Annotated in this window: 17 protein-coding genes; 10 read left to right on the forward strand and 7 right to left on the reverse strand. The window is 63.1% G+C overall.

The genetic code is table 11. The annotated features are described in order from the left end of the window. The first annotated feature begins 2 nt into the window (after positions 1–2). The 3 genes from GN300_RS24885 to GN300_RS24895 are packed head-to-tail and all read left to right on the forward strand — an operon-like array spanning position 3 to position 3,465. Positions 3–836, forward strand: a complete 834-nt coding sequence (locus tag GN300_RS24885; RefSeq protein WP_047270362.1) for an urea amidolyase associated protein UAAP1 — start codon at positions 3–5, stop codon at positions 834–836. Further along, a complete protein-coding gene (locus tag GN300_RS24890) occupies positions 833–1,486 on the forward strand; it encodes an urea amidolyase associated protein UAAP2 (protein WP_007728099.1) in 654 nt (217 codons plus the stop codon). The genes GN300_RS24885 and GN300_RS24890 overlap by 4 nt, the downstream gene beginning before the upstream one ends. Continuing rightward, complete coding sequence (locus GN300_RS24895; protein WP_058038740.1) at positions 1,483–3,465, forward strand: 5-oxoprolinase/urea amidolyase family protein; 1,983 nt, start codon at positions 1,483–1,485, stop codon at positions 3,463–3,465. The genes GN300_RS24890 and GN300_RS24895 overlap by 4 nt, the downstream gene beginning before the upstream one ends. Before the next feature lie 114 nt (positions 3,466–3,579). Here GN300_RS24895 and GN300_RS24900 read toward each other — a convergent pair whose 3' ends face one another. The 4 genes from GN300_RS24900 to GN300_RS24915 are packed head-to-tail and all read right to left on the reverse strand — an operon-like array spanning position 3,580 to position 7,145. Continuing rightward, a complete protein-coding gene (locus tag GN300_RS24900; RefSeq protein ID WP_063316441.1) occupies positions 3,580–4,362 on the reverse strand; it encodes a Fic family protein in 783 nt (260 codons plus the stop codon). Beyond that, on the reverse strand, positions 4,359–5,792 hold the full coding sequence (locus GN300_RS24905) for a putative nucleotidyltransferase substrate binding domain-containing protein (protein WP_231915016.1): 1,434 nt from the start codon (positions 5,790–5,792) through the stop codon (positions 4,359–4,361). The genes GN300_RS24900 and GN300_RS24905 overlap by 4 nt, the downstream gene beginning before the upstream one ends. A 49-nt stretch (positions 5,793–5,841) precedes the next feature. Further along, positions 5,842–6,726 carry a DUF5995 family protein gene (locus GN300_RS24910; RefSeq protein WP_082845804.1) on the reverse strand — a complete coding sequence of 295 codons (885 nt, stop codon included), beginning with the start codon at positions 6,724–6,726 and terminating at the stop codon, positions 5,842–5,844. A gap of 53 nt (positions 6,727–6,779) precedes the next feature. Next, on the reverse strand, positions 6,780–7,145 hold the full coding sequence (locus GN300_RS24915; RefSeq protein ID WP_019748335.1) for a RidA family protein: 366 nt from the start codon (positions 7,143–7,145) through the stop codon (positions 6,780–6,782). A 98-nt stretch (positions 7,146–7,243) separates the two neighbouring features. Here GN300_RS24915 and GN300_RS24920 point away from each other — a divergent pair, with 98 nt between their 5' ends. The 4 genes from GN300_RS24920 to GN300_RS24935 are packed head-to-tail and all read left to right on the forward strand — an operon-like array spanning position 7,244 to position 12,988. After that, on the forward strand, positions 7,244–8,281 hold the full coding sequence (locus GN300_RS24920) for an Rv2578c family radical SAM protein (RefSeq protein ID WP_003944842.1): 1,038 nt from the start codon (positions 7,244–7,246) through the stop codon (positions 8,279–8,281). Positions 8,282–8,339: 58 nt separating this feature from the next. Next, positions 8,340–9,743: a 3' terminal RNA ribose 2'-O-methyltransferase Hen1 gene (locus GN300_RS24925; protein WP_374229196.1), complete on the forward strand. Its 1,404-nt coding sequence runs from the start codon at positions 8,340–8,342 to the stop codon at positions 9,741–9,743. After that, positions 9,740–12,283, forward strand: a complete 2,544-nt coding sequence (locus GN300_RS24930; RefSeq protein ID WP_063316438.1) for a polynucleotide kinase-phosphatase — start codon at positions 9,740–9,742, stop codon at positions 12,281–12,283. Before GN300_RS24925 ends, GN300_RS24930 begins: the two co-directional genes overlap by 4 nt. A 36-nt stretch (positions 12,284–12,319) precedes the next feature. Next, entirely contained in the window at positions 12,320–12,988 is a 669-nt protein-coding gene (locus GN300_RS24935; protein WP_007728073.1) for a bifunctional 2-polyprenyl-6-hydroxyphenol methylase/3-demethylubiquinol 3-O-methyltransferase UbiG, read from the forward strand. Here the strand turns inward: GN300_RS24935 and GN300_RS24940 are convergent. Beyond that, positions 12,949–14,178: an MFS transporter gene (locus GN300_RS24940; RefSeq protein ID WP_063316437.1), complete on the reverse strand. Its 1,230-nt coding sequence runs from the start codon at positions 14,176–14,178 to the stop codon at positions 12,949–12,951. The two genes, GN300_RS24935 and GN300_RS24940, sit on opposite strands and share 40 nt — an antisense overlap. A gap of 70 nt (positions 14,179–14,248) precedes the next feature. On the opposite strand from GN300_RS24940, the gene GN300_RS24945 reads away from it, so the two are divergent. Both GN300_RS24945 and GN300_RS24950 read left to right on the forward strand, forming a co-directional pair. Then, positions 14,249–15,304, forward strand: a complete 1,056-nt coding sequence (locus tag GN300_RS24945; protein ID WP_233405697.1) for a LacI family DNA-binding transcriptional regulator — start codon at positions 14,249–14,251, stop codon at positions 15,302–15,304. After that, positions 15,301–15,756 (forward strand): hypothetical protein, encoded by a 456-nt coding sequence (locus GN300_RS24950; RefSeq protein ID WP_233405698.1) that lies wholly within the window; start codon positions 15,301–15,303, stop codon positions 15,754–15,756. Before GN300_RS24945 ends, GN300_RS24950 begins: the two co-directional genes overlap by 4 nt. A 95-nt stretch (positions 15,757–15,851) precedes the next feature. Here the strand turns inward: GN300_RS24950 and GN300_RS24955 are convergent, their stop codons facing one another. Next, the gene (locus GN300_RS24955) at positions 15,852–16,670 is read right to left on the reverse strand and encodes an AraC family transcriptional regulator (RefSeq protein WP_063316434.1); all 819 of its coding nucleotides are present in this window, start codon (positions 16,668–16,670) and stop codon (positions 15,852–15,854) included. An 89-nt stretch (positions 16,671–16,759) separates the two neighbouring features. On the opposite strand from GN300_RS24955, the gene GN300_RS24960 reads away from it, so the two are divergent. After that, positions 16,760–17,131, forward strand: a complete 372-nt coding sequence (locus GN300_RS24960; protein WP_063316433.1) for a cupin domain-containing protein — start codon at positions 16,760–16,762, stop codon at positions 17,129–17,131. Here GN300_RS24960 and GN300_RS24965 read toward each other — a convergent pair whose 3' ends face one another. Beyond that, the gene (locus GN300_RS24965; RefSeq protein WP_063316432.1) at positions 17,132–17,860 is read right to left on the reverse strand and encodes an HD domain-containing protein; all 729 of its coding nucleotides are present in this window, start codon (positions 17,858–17,860) and stop codon (positions 17,132–17,134) included. Positions 17,861–18,062 lie beyond the last annotated feature (202 nt).

The raw sequence follows: 18,062 nt of genomic DNA on the forward strand, positions 1-18,062 counted from the left end.
CCATGAGTACTCAGACCACCGCCGGAGCGCGCGAGCATGCCCGGTCTCAAGCTGGAACGATCACCGATTCCATGCCCGTATTGCCGGCAACGCGTTGGCCGAACCCACCCGAAGACGTCGCTCCCGAACGTCTGACCTGGGCTGAGACCGTGCCGGGTGGGCGGTACACGACCAAGGTTCTCGCACGTGGAACCCGATTGCGACTTCGCGACATCGCTGGCAGCGCCTGCGCAAACATCTTGCTCTATCGCGCCGACGCCCCCTGGGAGCGTCTCAACGTCGCCGATACCGTCAAGGTGCCATGGCAGGCCTATCTCGGCGTCGGGCACCCGTTGCTCTCCGATCAGGGGCGAGTACTTGCGACCGTGGTCGCAGACACGTCGGGTCACCACGACGCGTTCTGCGGAACGACGTCACGCGCCACCAACGAGGCGAAGTACGGGCAGGGTTCGCTGCACAGTGCCTCACCCGCCGGTCGTGAACTGTTCACCGTCGCTGCCGCGAAGAACGGGCTCGGGCCGCAGGACATCGCGCCTCCGTTGTCCTTCTTCCATGGTGTCCGCGTCGAGGCGGACGGCGCTCTCACCAGTACGGGGTCCGCCGGCTCAGGCGCGACGGTCGATCTTCTGATCCACCTGCCGGTCATCGTGATGATCGCCAACACCGCGCACCCACTCGATCCGGCGCCGCAGTTTCCCACCACGTCCCTCGAAGTGCTCGCGTGGAAGGCCGCCGACGAACTCGGCAGCCTTGACGATCTCGGGCCGGAATACCAACGCGCAGTGCTCAATACCGAAGATGCCTGGACGGCTTCGAACTTGGAGGAGATCGCATGACCACCACCTTGGATGTCCCCGCCCTCGTTCCCGGAACGGTGATCCTCGACGAGATTGCTGACGCATTCGGGCCGTGGTCCGCAGTTGTCCGTGCCGGTGACGTTCTGACCATCGTCGATCTACACGGAAATCAAGCCGTCGACACCCTCGTCTACGCCGGTGACGATCACAGCGTTCGGTACTCGGCAGCAGCGACGGTCACAGCCCAGAAGAACCTGTTTCTGTCCACAGGCTCCGTGCTCCGCAGTGACGACGGAACTCCACTCATGACCCTGGTCGCAGACGAGGTCGGAAACCACGACACCGTCGGCGGCGCGTGCTCACAGGAATCGAACACCCTGCGATACGGCCACCACACCAAGCATCAGCACGCGTGCGTCGAGAACTTCCTCGTCGAGGGCGCAAAATGGGGGCTCGGTAAGCGGGACCTGGTGTCCAACATCAACTTCTTCATGAACGTCCCGGTCGACCCCGACGGCACACTCGGAATCGTCGACGGACTGTCGGCACCAGGCAAGCGGCTCGCGTTGCGTGCCGAACGTGACGTGCTCGTCCTCGTGTCCAACTGCCCGCAGATCAACAACCCGTGCAACGGCTTCGATCCCACGGCCGTCCGCATGATCGTCACACGGCCGGGAGCAGACGAATGAACGCAAAACTGACCATCGTGCGTCCCGGAATGCTGACGACGGTTCAGGACTATCCAGGACGCGTCGGATACTGGCAGATCGGAGTCCCACCATCGGGCCCGATGGACGACCTGTCGTTTCGGTTGGGAAACACCGCACTCGGAAACCCCGAAGGCGCCCCCGGCATCGAATGCGCGATGGCCGGACCTGCCATGACGTTCGACGAAGACACCACGGTCTGCATCACAGGTGCCCCGGTGTCGGTGACCGTCGACGGCGTCGTACACGGTCAGTGGCGACCAGTTTTCGTCCCCGCTGGATCGGTGCTCGACGTCGGAACGGTCAGCGGCCCGGGACTGCGCATCTACGTACTCGTACAGGGCGGAATCGAGACCGACGACTATCTCGGCAGTGCGTCGACCTTCACCCTGGGCAGGTTCGGGGGACACGAAGGTAGGACTCTGCGGGCAGGAGACGTTCTCAAACTCGGACAGGCGACCGGGGTCGCGGGAGCTGTTCCCGCCGAGCATGTTCCGGCGATACACACGTGCTGGGAACTTGCGGTGACCGAGGGCCCGCACGGGGCGCCGGAGTTCTTCACCCGCTCCGACATCGACACGCTGTACGCGACCGAGTACGAGGTCCACTTCAACTCCGACCGCACCGGTGTCCGGTTGATAGGTCCGAAACCAGACTGGGCCAGAACCACCGGCGGCGAAGCCGGACTTCACCCTTCGAACATCCACGACAACGCGTATTCGATCGGTGCACTCGACTTCACCGGCGACACGCCCATCCTCCTCGGACCCGACGGACCGAGCCTCGGCGGCTTCGTCTGCCCGATCACGGTGGTGTCCGCTGATCGCTGGAAGCTCGGACAGTTGGCTCCCGGGAACAAGATTCGCTTCGTGCCGGTCCGCGCCGAACGGGCAGCCTCCCGGCGTGACCTCGGAGTATCGCGTCGAGCGTCCAATTCGGTTGTTCATTCCTCCGGTGGTGACGGCGACGACGGCGTCATAGCCCGCCGTGACGGCGACACCGCGGTCACGTACCGGCGCTCAGGCGATGACAACGTGTTGGTCGAATACGGCGACATGAATCTCGACCTGGCGTTACGTGCGCGTGCTCATGCACTGCATCAGCGACTCGACGCCGAGAAGCCGGCCGGACTACTCGATCTCACCCCGGGAATCCGCAGCCTGCAGGTCCGCGTCGACCCGGACGTGCTGCCCGTCGGCAAGCTGATGGGAATGCTCGCCGAGGCGGAGGACACCTTGCCGGCGGCCAACGAACTCGTTGTGCCCAGTCGCACTGTGCGGATGCCACTGTCGTGGGACGACCCGGCTACGCGCGAAGCGATCCAGCGGTACATGCACGGGGTTCGCGCCGACGCGCCGTGGTGCCCGTGGAACATCGAGTTCATCCGCCGGATGAACGGTCTCGAATCCGTGAACGACGTGTTCGACACCGTCTTCGGCGCCGAATACATGGTGCTCGGACTCGGTGACGTCTACCTCGGAGCGCCGGTCGCGACGCCGCTCGATCCGCGTCATCGTCTGGTCACGACCAAGTACAACCCCGCCCGCACCTGGACCCCCGAAAACGCCGTCGGGATCGGTGGGGCGTACCTCTGCATCTACGGCATGGAAGGCCCAGGCGGGTACCAGTTCGTCGGACGTACGACGCAGGTGTGGAATCACCGCCACCCCGCGAAGTCCGGGCCGTTCGAGGAGGGCACTCCGTGGTTGCTGCGATTCTTCGACCGGATCTCCTGGTACCCCGTCGAGCCGGAAGAGTTGATGGATCTGCGCGCGGACACCGCCGCCGGCCGCGGCGGGGGCGTCGAGATCGAGGACGGCAGCTTCTCGCTGGCCGAGCATCAGGAGTTCCTCGCGTCGAACTCGCGCTCGATCGAGGAGTTTCGCGCGATGCAGTCCGTCGCGTTCGGGGCCGAGCGTCAGCGCTGGTCCGACGCAGGGGAGTTCGCGCTGCCCGGTTGATGGTCGAGTGAGCACCCTTTTCCTCAAGTGAGCACCGCTTCCAGAGTGTCGGAAGCGGTGCTCACTCAGTAGTAAAGGTGTTCAGTCCGCCTGGAACGGTTGCAGATGTCTGCGTCAGCGAGTCAGCGCGCGATTGAACAGATCGGTGAACGGGCGAGGTGACGGGGTTCCGGTGGGCCGGAAAGGCGCAGAATCCCTCGACGCGGATACCCACTCGGTTCTGCTCACCCGCGACAAGTCGAGCTGATACCGGGTGTCGGCGGCGAGTCGGTGCAGGAAGAGGGTTCCGGTTCGCCCGTTTCCTTCCCGAAACGGGTGGGCATGATTGAGCGTCGAGTACACCGATGCGAGCGCGAACGACGCAGCGCCGTGATCGAGCGCTACCCAATCGACGGCGGCGATGATCTCTTCCACCTCGGACAGGTAGTTCCGAATCGCCGAGACCGGAGCAAACGTTGCCGCACCTTTCCTGATGTCGACGGTTCTGATATGGCCGGCCCACTGGTACAGATCTTGGAAAACGTGCTGGTGAAGTAGGAGAAGTTCGGCTGTGTCTCGCGTGTGCGGTACGAGGTCGCTGCCGAGATGCGCCTCACCCAGACGAAGCGCGGTCGCCGCGAACTCGAGTGATTGCAGTGCGGCGGGATCTCGCACGTCGAAATTGTTCTCGAGCACCGATGTACCGCGATAGACGTACGGCGCTGATCTTCGCCAGCGGATTCGCGGGGGAATTGCAGACGAGAGGCCGACTGCTCGCGCTAATTCCTGCTCGAAATACTCACGCCGAGAGAGCATCCCGATCATGACGGCCTCGAGTTCCGCGATCTGCTCGTTACTCGGATCCCAGCCTTCGAGGCGCTCCGCCGCTAGAACCTGTTCGAGCGCAGTGCGATTCACGGGTCGATGTCGGGTAGCGCCGACGCGGACGCGGCATATTCGAGTCGTCGTTGCACACCTGCGACCTCGCGCACTGCATTGCTCAGCAAGCTCCGCGAGAGCGGAGTGAGTTCGGAGATCACGACTTCGTCGGTCGGTGGCCGACCTGCCGCGAACTGATCGGTCTGGTGGCGGACACGAATCTGCTGCAACACCTCGAAAGATTCGATCAGTACCTGGGCGTCGTCGTCGAGTAGGAAACCGCTTCCCGCTGCAGCCTTGAGGCGTTCGAGTGTCGAACTCGTGCGGGCGCCCACGGAAATCCCCGCCCAACGAGCGATGTTCACGATCGGTTGGACGGCGCTGGCTTTGAGGTCGACGGTTCCGGTCCGACGCGTCATCACGTCCTTGAACGAATGGAGCTTTGCCTTGTCTCCGACGGCTTCGCGAAGGAGCAGTCGCATGACGGCCGGGTGCAGTCGCAGTTGATCCAACGCCGCAGGGCGAGGATCCAACGCCGGATCGCCCGCGACGACGCGGGCATCCGCCAGCATCGACAACATGACCAGGGCCTGGTCCTGGTACGGATTGGATACCCATTTCCGCAGCGCAGTGCGCCATTGTGGGAGCGTCCGAGCGAACCTGGCCTGGGTCGCGACGGCGTTCTTGGTGTCGCGAGGGAACCCGCAGAGATCGAGGATGTCGTGGATCGTCTTCGCGGCGTCGGCTCCCTCGTGATGAGATTCGCCGCCCCACACCAGCGCACTGTCGATATCCGAAGAGGGGAGCGCTTCACGTCTGGCGACGCTGCCGAGCGACAGCCACGCGAAATCCGGTCGCTCGTCTCCGTCCACCACCAATTCGATGGCGCGCCTGACCGTCACGTCGATCAGCACCGCCAGCGTCGCACCGATGTCGAGCGGTGAGACCCGTGACGCCACCAATTCCGTCACCAGAACAGGGACCGCGCGGGCTGTTTCGACGAGGTGGGCGTCATCCTGTGCTGTGGCGAGCGCTGCGCGCAGTTCGAAACCCTGATTGGTGGCCGAAGTCAGGAGGTCGCTGAGTTCGAGCACGCCCATCAGTGCGCCTGCCTCGGTCACGACCGGGAGATGGCGCAATCCGTACTCGAGCATGTCGGTCACGGCGTCGGCGCCCAATCGATCCGGATCGACTGTCACTGCTGACGGCGTCATCACCGTTGATACCGGCTGATTGCTGTCGATACCACCGACTACCACACGAGCACGTAGGTCACCTTCGGTGAAGATTCCGAAACCGGTTGTCTCCGTCGGGATCACAACAGCGCGGCGGCCCGCATCGGTCATCAACTTCGCGGCCTCGCGGATGGTTGCCCGGCCATCGCAGACAATTGCGGGCCCGCGCAACAGGTCTCGCACCCGGCGCATGGCGGGACTCTGCATGCCTTGCCCCGTCGAGTGCCCCGTCATGGGGTCATTGTCGCAGGTGTGTCCGGTTCAGGCAGCGGAGGGTGAGATGTCAGAGACCACCGAGTCGCGAGAGTACGTCGAGAGCGGAATCTGTAGTACGCCAGAGCGCGTCGATCTCCTGTTCTGCGCCGGGACGTGTCTGCGGATTCTGGAGGGCGAACCCGTTGGCCAGCGTGATGGTGTTGTATCCGCTGTCGGCGGCGCGGAGCAACAGTTCCGAGGGCTGCGAGTTTCCGGCCAATCGGTCGAGTCCTTCGCCGACGAAGTAGAACCGCCAGAGGGGCCCGAGATCGGCGTCGTACTCGGCCTTGGTGAGCGTCACGATCGAACCACCTTTGACGGCAATGGAATCGACGATCTTGTAAAAATCGGGGACATCCTCTGCTGTGGTTCCGGAAGCGGCGACGGCGTGAGCGAGGTCGACGGTGAGATGCGCGTTGTAGCCGGCCATGGCGACTCGTGCCGGACTGGCGTCGCACTGACGCGTCAGGGTGAAGTAGTTGTTCCACGCCGGATCTGTGGGAGTGCCGGTGAACTCCGCATGGACGTTCACCAGGTACCTTCGCAGCAATTCGTAGCTGACCGAATGGGCCCACTCGTCATTGTCGAAGGCCGCGGGGTCTCGCTGCAGCGGCATCACCGCCTCGTGCTCGACAGCGTCGAGGCCGACGGAGAACAGGCCTCGCCAATCGTGGTGGGAGACGAGGATCGACGTGATCTCACGATGACGTTCGACAGCGGTCTCGAGCCGAGGCAGTCCGGCACCGTTCAGGGTCGTGACGTCGCTGAGTTCGGCAATCCGGCCCACCTCGGCATTGCTCAACTGGCTGCCGCAAGCCGTCGAAAGACTCTCGCCCGGTTCTGCGAGTGCAGAACCGGGCGAGAGGAAAGCGGCGGTGATGCCGAGCGCGAGCGTCAACGGATACAGCCGCATCGGTTTCATCGGCTCAGACTAGGCGCCCATTTCACAAATGTCCGGATTGGCGATCAGCTGAGAACCGCGTCGGCCTCGATCTCGATGAGCAGAGCGGGGTCGATCAGCGAGCTGACCTCGAGGATCGTCGTGGCGGGACGAATCTCGCCGAACACTTCACCGTGCGCGAGAGCGGCCTGCTCCCACTGCGTCATGTCGCGCAGGTACATGCGAGTGCGAATGACGTCGTCGAGCGAGGCGCCGGCCTCGGCCAGTGCCGCCTTGATCGTTTCGAGCGCTGCGCGGGTCTGATCTGTGAGGGTCTCACCAGGAGCGGTGGTGCCGGAGACTGCGATCTGGTTACCGATGCGCACAGCGCGTGAGTAACCGATCTTGGGTTCCCATTCGGAACCGGACGAAATATTGATTCTGTTCGACATGCACCGAATTCTGCCAACAACTTCCCGGCCGTGGTGAGGCACGGTCGGGTATTCGCTCCATCTTGACATACCTTAGAACAAGTGTTCGACTTGGGACCATGAGGTGGTCGGGTCAGGCATTGGATGCAGATGACGGAGCGCTACCCGGACTCGAACGAGCCGGGTTGGTTCGCTCCGTGCAGACTCCCGAGTTCGAGGGAATCACGTTTCACGAGGTGCTCTGCAAGAGCGCGCTCAACAAGATGCCCGAAGAGTCGACATTGCCGTTCAGCTTCACCGTCAACGCTTTTCGTGGTTGCTCGCACGCATGCCGATATTGTTTCGCGAGACCGAGTCACGAGTATCTCGACCTCGACGCCGGCGCGGATTTCGACTCCCAAGTGGTCGTGAAGACGAACATTGCCGCGGTGCTCCGCAAAGAGTTGGCGCGAAAGTCCTGGAAGCGGGAGGCGGTGGCACTGGGTACCAACACCGATCCCTATCAGCGAGCGGAGGGCCGATACCGCTTGATGCCCGGCATTATTCGCGCGTTGACCGAATCGGGAACTCCCTTCTCGATCTTGACGAAGGGAACTTTGCTCCGACGGGACCTGCCGCTGTTGAAAATGGCGGCGGCGCAGGTCGACGTCGGAATCGGAGTGTCGTTGGCGATCAACGACGCTGCACTTCAGAAGCAGATCGAGCCTGGTACCCCGTCGCCGCGGGCGCGTCTCGAGATGATCCGCGCCATCACCGACGCGGGATTCTCGTGCAATGTCATGGTGGCGCCGGTGATTCCGTTCCTCACCGATTCCACCAGCCATCTCGACGGGCTGTTCGAGGCACTGTCCGAAGCCGGTGCGACGAGTGTGACGGTCTTCCCGATGCACCTGCGGGGGAGTACTCGGGGTTGGTTCATGAATTGGCTTGCTCAGGAACATCCGGCGCTCATCCGTCGCTACCGCGAGCTGTACGGGCGGGGCGCGTATGTCACTCCCGAATACAAGCGTTGGCTCGCAAGCCGTGTCGAGCCATTGGTCGAGCGCCATGGGTTGGGTGGTCGTTCGGAGCATCGAGACGTCAGTGCAGCTGGCAGTGAGCCGCGTGAGGCGCCCCGGGAACTGGTGGGTGCGGGAGCAGCTCTCACTTTGTTCTGACGGCCGCGGGCGCGTAAATCGGAGGCGCCCCGGACGTTTGCCGGGCTACATTCGCCTGGTGCTACTCACACTGACGTCCACCCCGACCCCGCAGACTCCTGATGCGACCGCGTTGAGCTACCTGCTGCACAAACATCCCGACCGCGTGCAAAGCTTCGACTTGGCGATCGGCACCGCCACGGTTCTGTACCCGGAGGCCTCGGCCGAAAAGACCACGGTGGCAGTGATTGTGGACGTCGACCCCATCGAACTTGTGCAGAGTAGGTATCGACGCGGCAAGAGTGGCGACAACTTTTCGCTGGGTGAGTATGTCAACGATCGGCCGTATGCGGCGTCGTCCATACTCTCGGTTGCTCTGTCGAAGCTGTTTCGCACCGCGTTGACGGGAACGTGCAAGTCGCACCCGGAACTCGTCGGAACCGAACTCGCGTTGACCGTCTCGATTCCGGTGGTTCCGTGCGGCGGCGATGCGGAATTGCCTCGTCGGTTGTTCGAGCCGCTGGGCTGGGATGTGACCGCGATACCGGTGCAGCTTGATCCGCACCTGCCGACGTGGGGAAACTCCGACTTCGTGTCGTTGACGCTCACCGGGGAACACACGGTGCAGAGTGCCCTTCGGCACCTCTACGTGCTGTTGCCGGTCCTCGACGACGTGAAGCACTACTGGGTGGGACCCGACGAGGCAGACAAGTTGATCCGCGTCGCTGGAGAGTGGTTGGCGTCGCATCCGGATTCCGCGCTGATCATGTCCCGCTACCTGGCGCGTCGACGCGACCTGGTCGAATCGGTGGTCGATCGACTGATTCCCGAACAAGCAGAGGCGCAGATCGAAGTACCGCGACCGGATCCGCCGCTGGCACGGCTTCGCGTCGACGCAGTTTTGGCGACGCTTCAGCGACTGCACGTCAGAACGATTGTCGACATCGGTTGCGGCGAAGGCAAACTGATCGAGGCGCTGATGCCGCACGCTCAATTCGACAAACTTGTCGGCGTCGATGTGAGCGCGCGCGAACTGACACGGGCGCAACGCAGATTGAAGTTCACCGAAATGTCCGACGCCCAACGTGATCGTGTCTCTCTGATGCAGTCGTCTGCGACGTACCGCGACGCACGCTTGAAAGGCTTCGACGCGGCCGTGCTGATGGAGGTGGTCGAGCACGTCGATACGGCGCGCCTGCCGGCGCTGGTCAGATCGGTCTTCGTGGACGCAGCACCGCAGTATGTGCTGCTGACTACTCCGAATGCCGACTACAACGTGCTGTATCCGGCATTGGCCGCGGGAGAGTTCAGGCACCCCGATCACAGGTTCGAGTTCTCCCGAACCCAATTCCGCGACTGGGCAACCGAAACGGCCCGAGTCCACGGCTATTGCGTGGAGTTCGAACTTGTCGGAGCAATTGATCCGGTCCTTGGCGGACCGACACAGATGGCAATTTTCACGAAGGAGGCACGAACGTCATGACGGTGTACGAGATTCCAGATCTCGCCCTGGTAGTACTCATCGGCGTCAGTGGCTCGGGAAAGTCGACCTTCGCGGCGCGTCACTTCAGTGAGTTCGAAACTCTCTCGAGTGACACATTCAGAGGGTGGGTCAGTGATGATCCGAACTCACAGGAGTCGACGTCCGATGCTTTCGAAGTGCTGGAGTTCGTCGCGGCCAAGCGTTTGCGACGCGGACGCCTCACGGTGGTCGACGCGACCAACGTCCAGCCCGCCGCGCGCAAGCGACTCGTCGCGTTGGCTCGCGAGCACGACATACTGCCGGTGGCAGTCGTGCTCGATGTTCCGGAATCGGTCTGTTCTGCACGAAACGACGCACGCTCTGACCGGACGTTCGGACGCGACGTGATTCGCCGCCAGCACCAACAGCTGACTCGCTCGCTCCGCGGGCTGGGTAAGGAAGGTTTCCGTTCGGTTCACATCCTCACAGGTGAGGACGCGGTTTCCGAAGCCACATTCTTACGCCACCCGCTCCGCAGCGATCTGCGTGTCGAGCGTGGTCCGTTCGACGTCATCGGTGACATCCACGGATGTCGAAGCGAGCTCGAGACGCTCCTCGTGAAACTCGGCTACACCGTCGACTACGGGACGGACGGCAGAGCTGTCGATGCGGTGCCGCCGGAAGGGCGAACTGCCGTCTTTCTCGGTGACTACGTGGATCGAGGACCGGATTCGGTCGGTGTGCTGCGTCTGGTCATGGGGATGGTCGCGGCGGGACATGCGATAGCGGTTCCGGGTAACCACGAGAACAAACTCGTCAAGGCCTTGCGCGGTAAGAAGGTCACGGCCAGTCACGGACTCGCCGAGACCCTCGAGCAGATGGCCACCGAGTCGGCGGAGTTCCGCGAAAGCGTCGTCGACTTCTGTGACGGCCTCGTCGCGCACCTCGTCCTGGACGACGGCAAACTCGTTGTCGCGCACGCCGGTCTCAAGGAGGATTACCACAACAGGGCATCCGGTCGAGTCCGGAGCTTTGCGCTCTACGGTGAAACTACCGGTGAGACGGACGAATTCGGCTTACCCGTTCGATACCCGTGGGCGCAGGACTACCGAGGATCAGCGATGGTCCTCTACGGTCACACGCCGGTGCACGAGGTGGAATGGATCAACAACACCGCGTGCCTCGACACCGGGTGCGTCTTCGGTGGATCCCTCACCGCCCTTCGATACCCGGAACGAGAGATCGTGTCGGTTCCGGCGGAGCAGGTTTGGTACGAGCCGGTGGTACCGCTGGCACCGCCGACTCGTGATCCGGACGTGCTCGATCTCGCCGACGTCCTCGAAACGACCGGCGTCGACACCGAACTGCGCGGTCGAGTGTCCGTTCGCACCGACAACGCTGCCGGCGCCTTGGAAGTGATGAGCCGATTCGCGGTCGCGCCGCAATGGCTGCGGTACCTACCGCCGACCATGGCGCCTTGCGCGAGCGCCCAATCCGATGACTATCTGGAACACCCGTCGACCGCGTTCGACGCATACCGGGCCGGCGGAATCGGAACAGTGATCTGCGAAGAGAAGCACATGGGTTCGCGGGCAGTGGTGCTCGTGTGCCGTGATCGATCGGTTGCTCAGTCCCGCTTCGACGCACCGGATGCGCTCACCGGGATGGTGCACACCCGCACCGGCCGCCAGTTCTTCGACGACGACCTGACTCAGCAGTTGATCGACGACATCGCCGCCGCAGTCACCTCCGCTGGGTTGTGGGAAGAGCTGGGCACCGACTGGCTGCTCCTCGACTGCGAACTGTTGCCGTGGAACGTCAAAGCGGAAGGTCTGCTGCGCTCGCAGTACGCGTCGGTCGCGGCGGCCGGGCGATCAGACCTCACAGCTCGCGAGGCCGTGTTGGCGCGGGCCGGGTCGCGGGGCCTGGACGTGGCGGAGATGTTCGAACAGACAACTGTTCGGGCCGCCAGTATCGAGCGCTTCGGCGAGGCGTACCGACGGTACGTGTGGCCGACGAACGGACTGGACGGCGTCACCATCGCGCCGTTCCAGATTCTGGCGGCCGAGGGCCAGTCGTACGGGGAACGGGATCACGAATGGCACCTCGGTATTTTGGACCGCCTGGCCGCGGCCGACCCGAGTCGATTTACCACTACACGTCGCCTGGTGGTCGATCTCGGTTCCGAGGACTCGGTGTTCGAAGCGACGAAGTGGTGGGAGTCGCTCACCGGCGACGGTGGTGAGGGGATGGTCGTCAAACCGCTGGCGAATCAGATTCACGGACCGCGGGGGTACAACGCGAAGGTTCAGCCGGGGATCAAGGTCCGCGGCCGGGATTACCTGCGATTGATCTACGGTGCCGACTACCTCGAACCGTCGACGCTTGCGAGATTGCGTAACCGCAACCTCGGACACAAGCAGTCGATGGCGCTGCGCGAGTACGCGCTCGGCATGGAGGCGGTATCCAGGCTCGTCGACCGTGAACCTTTGTGGCGAGCGCACCAGGCCGTGTTCGCGGTGCTGGCTCTCGAATCGGAGCCGGTCGACCCGCGGTTGTGACGGCCGGTGCGCGGGCTCGGATTGATACCGTCGGGTATGGGTGTGATTGCTCGCTTGGACGGTTTCAATCGACGCCATCCGTGGAGTCACAACGATCACTATGGCCGGTGGGTTCTACGTAATCTGAGCGGGGTCAGGTCCGGTCGCGCTCTCGACGTGGGGAGCGGGACCGGCAATCTGATCGACCTCTTGCGTCGGCGGTTCGACGTGGTGGTCGGTGTGGAACCCGACCTGACAACCTCGGCCGCCGTGCGCGCAAGGTTTGTCGACGACGGGAACGTGATCATCGACGCGCAGCGGATCGAGGACTTTGCATCCGAGGCGAAGTACGACGCGATCACAGTCGTCGCAGCGTTGCATCATCTTCCACTCGAAGAATCGATGAAGCAGCTGAGTAGCCTGCTCGAACCGGGCGGGCGGCTCGTCGTGGTCGGGTGTTATCGATCGACCACAGCCACCGACGCACTCCTGTCGGTGTTGGCGACCGTGTGCAATCCCGTCGTCGGCGTCGTCAAGCATCGACGGGTTGCCTCCGAGCCGCTGAAGGCGATGACAGCTCCCACCGCGGAACCGGGTGAGTCGATGGCTGACGTCCGACGCGCGGCCGCGTTGTATTTGCCAGGTAGCCGGATCAGGAGACGACTGTTCTGGCGATACACCCTGATCTACGACGAGAGTCCGGCCGGCGCGTCGGTGGGGGAGTGAGTAGACCGTTCCGGTTCCTGGGGAAACGCGCGTCGGCCGAACCCGACTATCGCCAACGAAGCGATCATCAGAGCGACCCCGATGCCCGCCAGATGTGAGAGCCCGCCACTGTCGACGACGGCCGCACCGAGCAGAGCGCCCGTTGCAATCGCGATCTGGAACACGACGACGTAGATGGCCGAGGCACGGTCGGTCCCGATCGGAACGGCGCGCAGAACCGAGGACTGGAGGCAGATCGGAACGGTGGTGAACGCCGCACCCCACAAGATCGTGGCGACAACTGCGAACGCTCCCATCGACGGCGCCAAGAGCCAGAACATGGCCAGCGCGCCTGCCACTGTCGCGATCGAGATGAGCGTGAAGAGACGCGGTCGGCGGTCGTAGTACTTGCCGGCGACCCACACTCCGACGGCGCCGGCGGCGCCGTAGACCAGAAGCATCGCGGTACGGATGCCACCGGACGAGCCGAGGCTTTCCTCCACCAGAAGTGTGAAGAACGTGTACGAAGCGAATTGCCCCAGGGCGGCAAACAGCGTTGCCGCGCAGATGACGGCGAGTGCCCGTTTCATCGCCGGTGTCGGCTTCGGTTTGTCTGGCTTACTCCGATGGTGTTGATCGACCGGCATTTCTGGCAACGCACGATGCAGTGAGAAAGCAATGCCCACTGCCACCACACCGATTGCCGCCGACGCGGTCCGCCAACCCCAGGACTGGCCGATCGCCGAAGACAGGGGACCTCCGAGAACAAATGCGAGAGACGTACCGGCATACACCATCGCGATTGCCTTGCCCTGTTGTCCGCGCGGAACCAGAGTGGCTGCGACCGGTGCAACGACAGCCCAGAACACTCCGTGCGTCGCAGCGCAGAGCAATCGTCCGATCACCAGCATCGGATAGTTGACGGCCAATGCTGCGACCAGTTGCGACACCGCGAGGGTGGCCACCGTCAGAACGACGACGCGTCGTCGCGGCCAGGTTTTGACCGCTCCGATCAGCGGAAGCGTCAAGACCGCGACACCGTATGCGTAGAAGGTCAGCAGTAGGCCGACACGCCCTTCGGTGACGTCGAGGTCCGTCGAGATTTCGCTGAGCAGTCCGACGGGGAGCATTTCGGCCGTCACGTAGGCGAAGGCTGCTCCGGCCAGTGTCATCAGCCGTAGCGTGGTTGCCTTCGGCAGTCGAGCACTCATGTTGTGTAACGATACATGTATCGATACACGCCTGCGCAATGGATATTTTTCATTCGCTATGCTGATGCTCATGGCCATACGTGCGCAGCGTTCGAGTCGTCCGACGATGGCCGACGTCGCCAAGGCCGCAGGCGTGTCGGTGATGTCGGTGTCGTACTCCTTCGCGCAGCCCGAGCGCGTGTCTGAATCAACGCGGGCCAAGGTGTTCGCCGCCGCCGAAGAGCTCGAGTACGCGGGCCCGAACCGGGCGGCGCAGTCCTTGCGGAGCGGGAAATTCAACAACATCGCGGTCGTCTTCAGCGAGAAGCTGACGTACGCCTTCGAAGACGCAGTAGCTCGGCGATTCCTCTCGGGAGTCGCCGAAGCGTGCCTGGATGCGAACGCCGGGCTGATGATGCTGCCGAACTCGGGGAAACCGGGAGACGTCGACAGAGTTCGCGAGGCGGCAGTAGACGGTTTTGTCGTCTGGACCACCGTCTTCGACGATCCCATCCTCGACGCGATTGTCGGCACCGGAAAACCCGCATGCATCCAGGGTGGTCCGTTGCACGAGGGTGTGGATCTCGTCGGGATGGACGATGTTGCCGGCGCCGTTGCGATCGGGGCAGTCGGGTTGTCGGGGGCGCAGCGGCCCGCGGTGATCAGCCTTCCGTGGGATCGTGAGCGTCGGTCCGAGATTCGGATGGACGTGGATCCAGGTGAAGCGTTCTTTCCGGTGTCCCGCCATCGGCTCGAGGGCTACGAGCGTGCCGTCCGCGATGCGGGCCTCGATTGGTCCTCGGTGCGGGTGGGGGTGGTCACCGTCAACGAGCGGAGCGAGGGTGCGCGAATGGCTCGGTCCCTGCTCGACGTTCCCGAGAGCCGAAGGCCCGATGTCATCTTGGCGATGAGTGACGAACTGGCTCTGGGGGTTCTGGACGCGATCCGTGAACTCGGCCTCGCGCTGCCCGACGATGTCGCAGTCGTCGGATGGGACGACACAACAGCCGCATCGGACGCCGGCCTGACAACGGTTCGCCAGTCCCTGTTCGATCAAGGGCGCAATGCAGCTCGCGTGGTTCTCGGGCTCGACGATGCGGCCGAGCCGGTCGAATGGTCGGTGCGTCGGCGAACCTCGACACGATGATCACGCCGGTAGTCATCGACGGTCTGCGTTTTCGGTGGTTTGTTCCTCCAGAATTGGGGGAGACCGTCCGGTGGGGACTCTCCTGGAATGCCGACAACCCGCGCCGGTGGGCGGTTGCCGAAGTCGCGGGTGCATTGCACCTACTTGCCGGAACTCCTCGTGACGACCCAAACGCGCGTCAGGCGTGGATAGACTTCGGCGCGGATGCCGCCACGACCGGGGTAGTTCGGCGCCTGCGGCTCATGTCGATGGAGTCCGACATGCTGCCCGACCCGAAGTTTCCGCACGGCCCGAACTGGGGTTGGGCTACGAGGCAATTCGTGCCTGGCTCCGAGCGGTTCTACGAGTTGGCCCGTGCACCTCGTGCGTTGCGCTCGTATCAGCTGACCGATCGTGAATACGGGCCGCGGCGCGAGGACTTCCTCCTGGTCGACCTCGAGACGGCTGCTTGATCGTTGGGACCTGACACCGTTTTTATTCAGTGGACACAGACTCCAGCTGACCGGAACCAGTGTCTGCTCGACGAAACCGGTGCCAGGTGCTGCGACTAGCGCGCTCCACTGGCCACGTTCAGTGAGTATTTGCCGGGCGGCGCCCCGACATGCTTGACGAAGTGCCGCGACAGGTGGGATTGATCGTGGAATCCGACGTCGACGGCCACGTCCGCCAATTCGCGCCCGGCGAGGATTGCGCGTCGCGCCAGATCGATTCGACGTCCCGTCACGTACTTGTGAGGCGGAAGCCCGAAATGCTTCGCGAAGTTCTTGATCAGATACGTGGGGTTCCGTTGCAGGATGTTCGACGCTTCCCGCATCGTGATTCCTGTTGTGAGTCGCGCATCGAGCAGGTCCCGAAGTTGATCGGCAACGCGTTCGTCAACGGTCGGCGTGTGAAGGGATCGACCTGTGGCCGGTGTGAGGATCTCGTTCAATCTTTCAGCGAGGAACCCCAGGCGACTTTCGGCTTCGAGTGATTCGCCGTGTGGGCCGAGTGCAGAGTGCAGTTGATCAATGCGGTGGCGCAGCAGAGGGTCTCGAATCTCGGGGCTGTCCACCGCCGGGCCTATGAGGACCTCGCCGAGAACTGACGTGTCGAGGTAGAGGATTCGTTGACGAAATCCGGCCTCGGTGACCGGAACTCCGTCGTGTGCGATGCCTGGCGGCAACAGAGTCACGATCTCTGGTGCTGCGCCATGAGCGCGATGATCGAGGTCGTATGCAATCGTGCCGCGGTCGACGAGCATCAGGGACCACTGATCGTGCGTGTGTTTGGGATAGGCGTGTCCGACGAAATCGGCATGGAAGACCTCGGTGATTCCCGCGAGGCTCGGTGCCCACGCGGTGATCTGTGCGCCGCGGGGATCCATGTCAGAAACGTACAAGACGCAGCTGCCTCGGGTGACGAAGAGTGGCGGGGTCGTCATCGCGGTGGTGGCGCGCCCGAGGGAGGAACAACATGAACAGTTCGGCAACAGCGGTATCGCTCCGCGAGAAGTTCGGTCAGTTCACCGAGCACTGGTCGCCCAAGAAGATTGCGGCCCTCAATGATTACGAGATCAAGATCGTCAAGATCAAAGGTGAATTCGTCTGGCACTCCCACACCGACACCGACGAAATGTTCCTGGTGACGAAGGGGCAGATTCGAATCCAACTGCGCGACGGAGATGTTTCGCTGGGGCCCGGTGAATTGTTCGTTGTGCCTCGCGGAGTCGAACATTGCCCGATCGCCGAGGACGAAGCGGAGGTGATGTTGATCGAACCCGTGGGCGTGGTGAATACCGGGAACGTCGGAGGATCACGAACCGCAGTGCTCGAGGACTTTTCGTAGTTACCGGCTCTTCCAATCCAGGGGATTGGTACGCAACGGCAAGGCCATTCCCGATCTCCAGAGCGTCGCCGCGCGAGAGTGAGGACGGAGCTCGACCTCGCGCCGCATCGACTGCGCGAACTCGTCGGTGAACCCTGTTCGCGGGTACTCCGCGATTGTTGCATCAACAGTTGCTCGCGGAATTTCGGGCGCACGCCGACCGGCAACGTCGAAATGCGCTGCGGCATGCAGTAGGTAGGCGTCAGCGCCCGCGCCGCGGTCGACGGTCAGATCCATGTGCAGGCGGATCGCTTCGCCGATTCGCTGTACCGACCTCTCCGAAGTTCCCACTCTGGTCGCGAGTTCTTCTGCGTCTGCGGCACTGATGTAGGTGAAACACCCCTGCTCGGCCGATCCTTCTGCGCCCAGTCCGACATCGTGAAGGGCGCACGCAGTGAAGAGATCTTCGGGGTCGTACTCGATCGCATCGATCTGCGCGAAGGCGTCGGCCCAGATCCAGCAGCGCAGGCTGTGGTTCAAGACCGCGGGGGACAGGGTTCCTCTGGCGTGATCGAGCGCTTCGCTGCACAGCTTGGTGTCGGGGAGTGGGCGTTTGCGCAGCTCGGGTGTGCGAGTGGGGTAGCGGCCGAGCCGCAGTCGGAGCATCGACGGAGCACTCATGGCCTGCGCAGCAGCCGCGCGGGCCATGAGTTGTATCTGCTCGAGAGTGGAGAGCTCACCAGGGCGCATCGAATTCCTGTTCTGGGTGGGGGGACAGCTGGATGCGAATCTAGTTGGCAGGGAAATTTCTTCACAGATGTCTAATGTCTGTCAATGACGGAAACACGGAATTATCAGAATATTGGTTGATAGCAAGTGCCATCCAACGGCAACCCCCAATCTGTAGCCTCACCTCTGCACATCGCAGGAACCATCAAGCAACGACGGTGGG

The sequence above is a fragment of the Rhodococcus sp. Ni2 genome, from assembly GCF_021352185.1.
GTDB lineage: Bacteria > Actinomycetota > Actinomycetes > Mycobacteriales > Mycobacteriaceae > Rhodococcus_F > Rhodococcus_F qingshengii.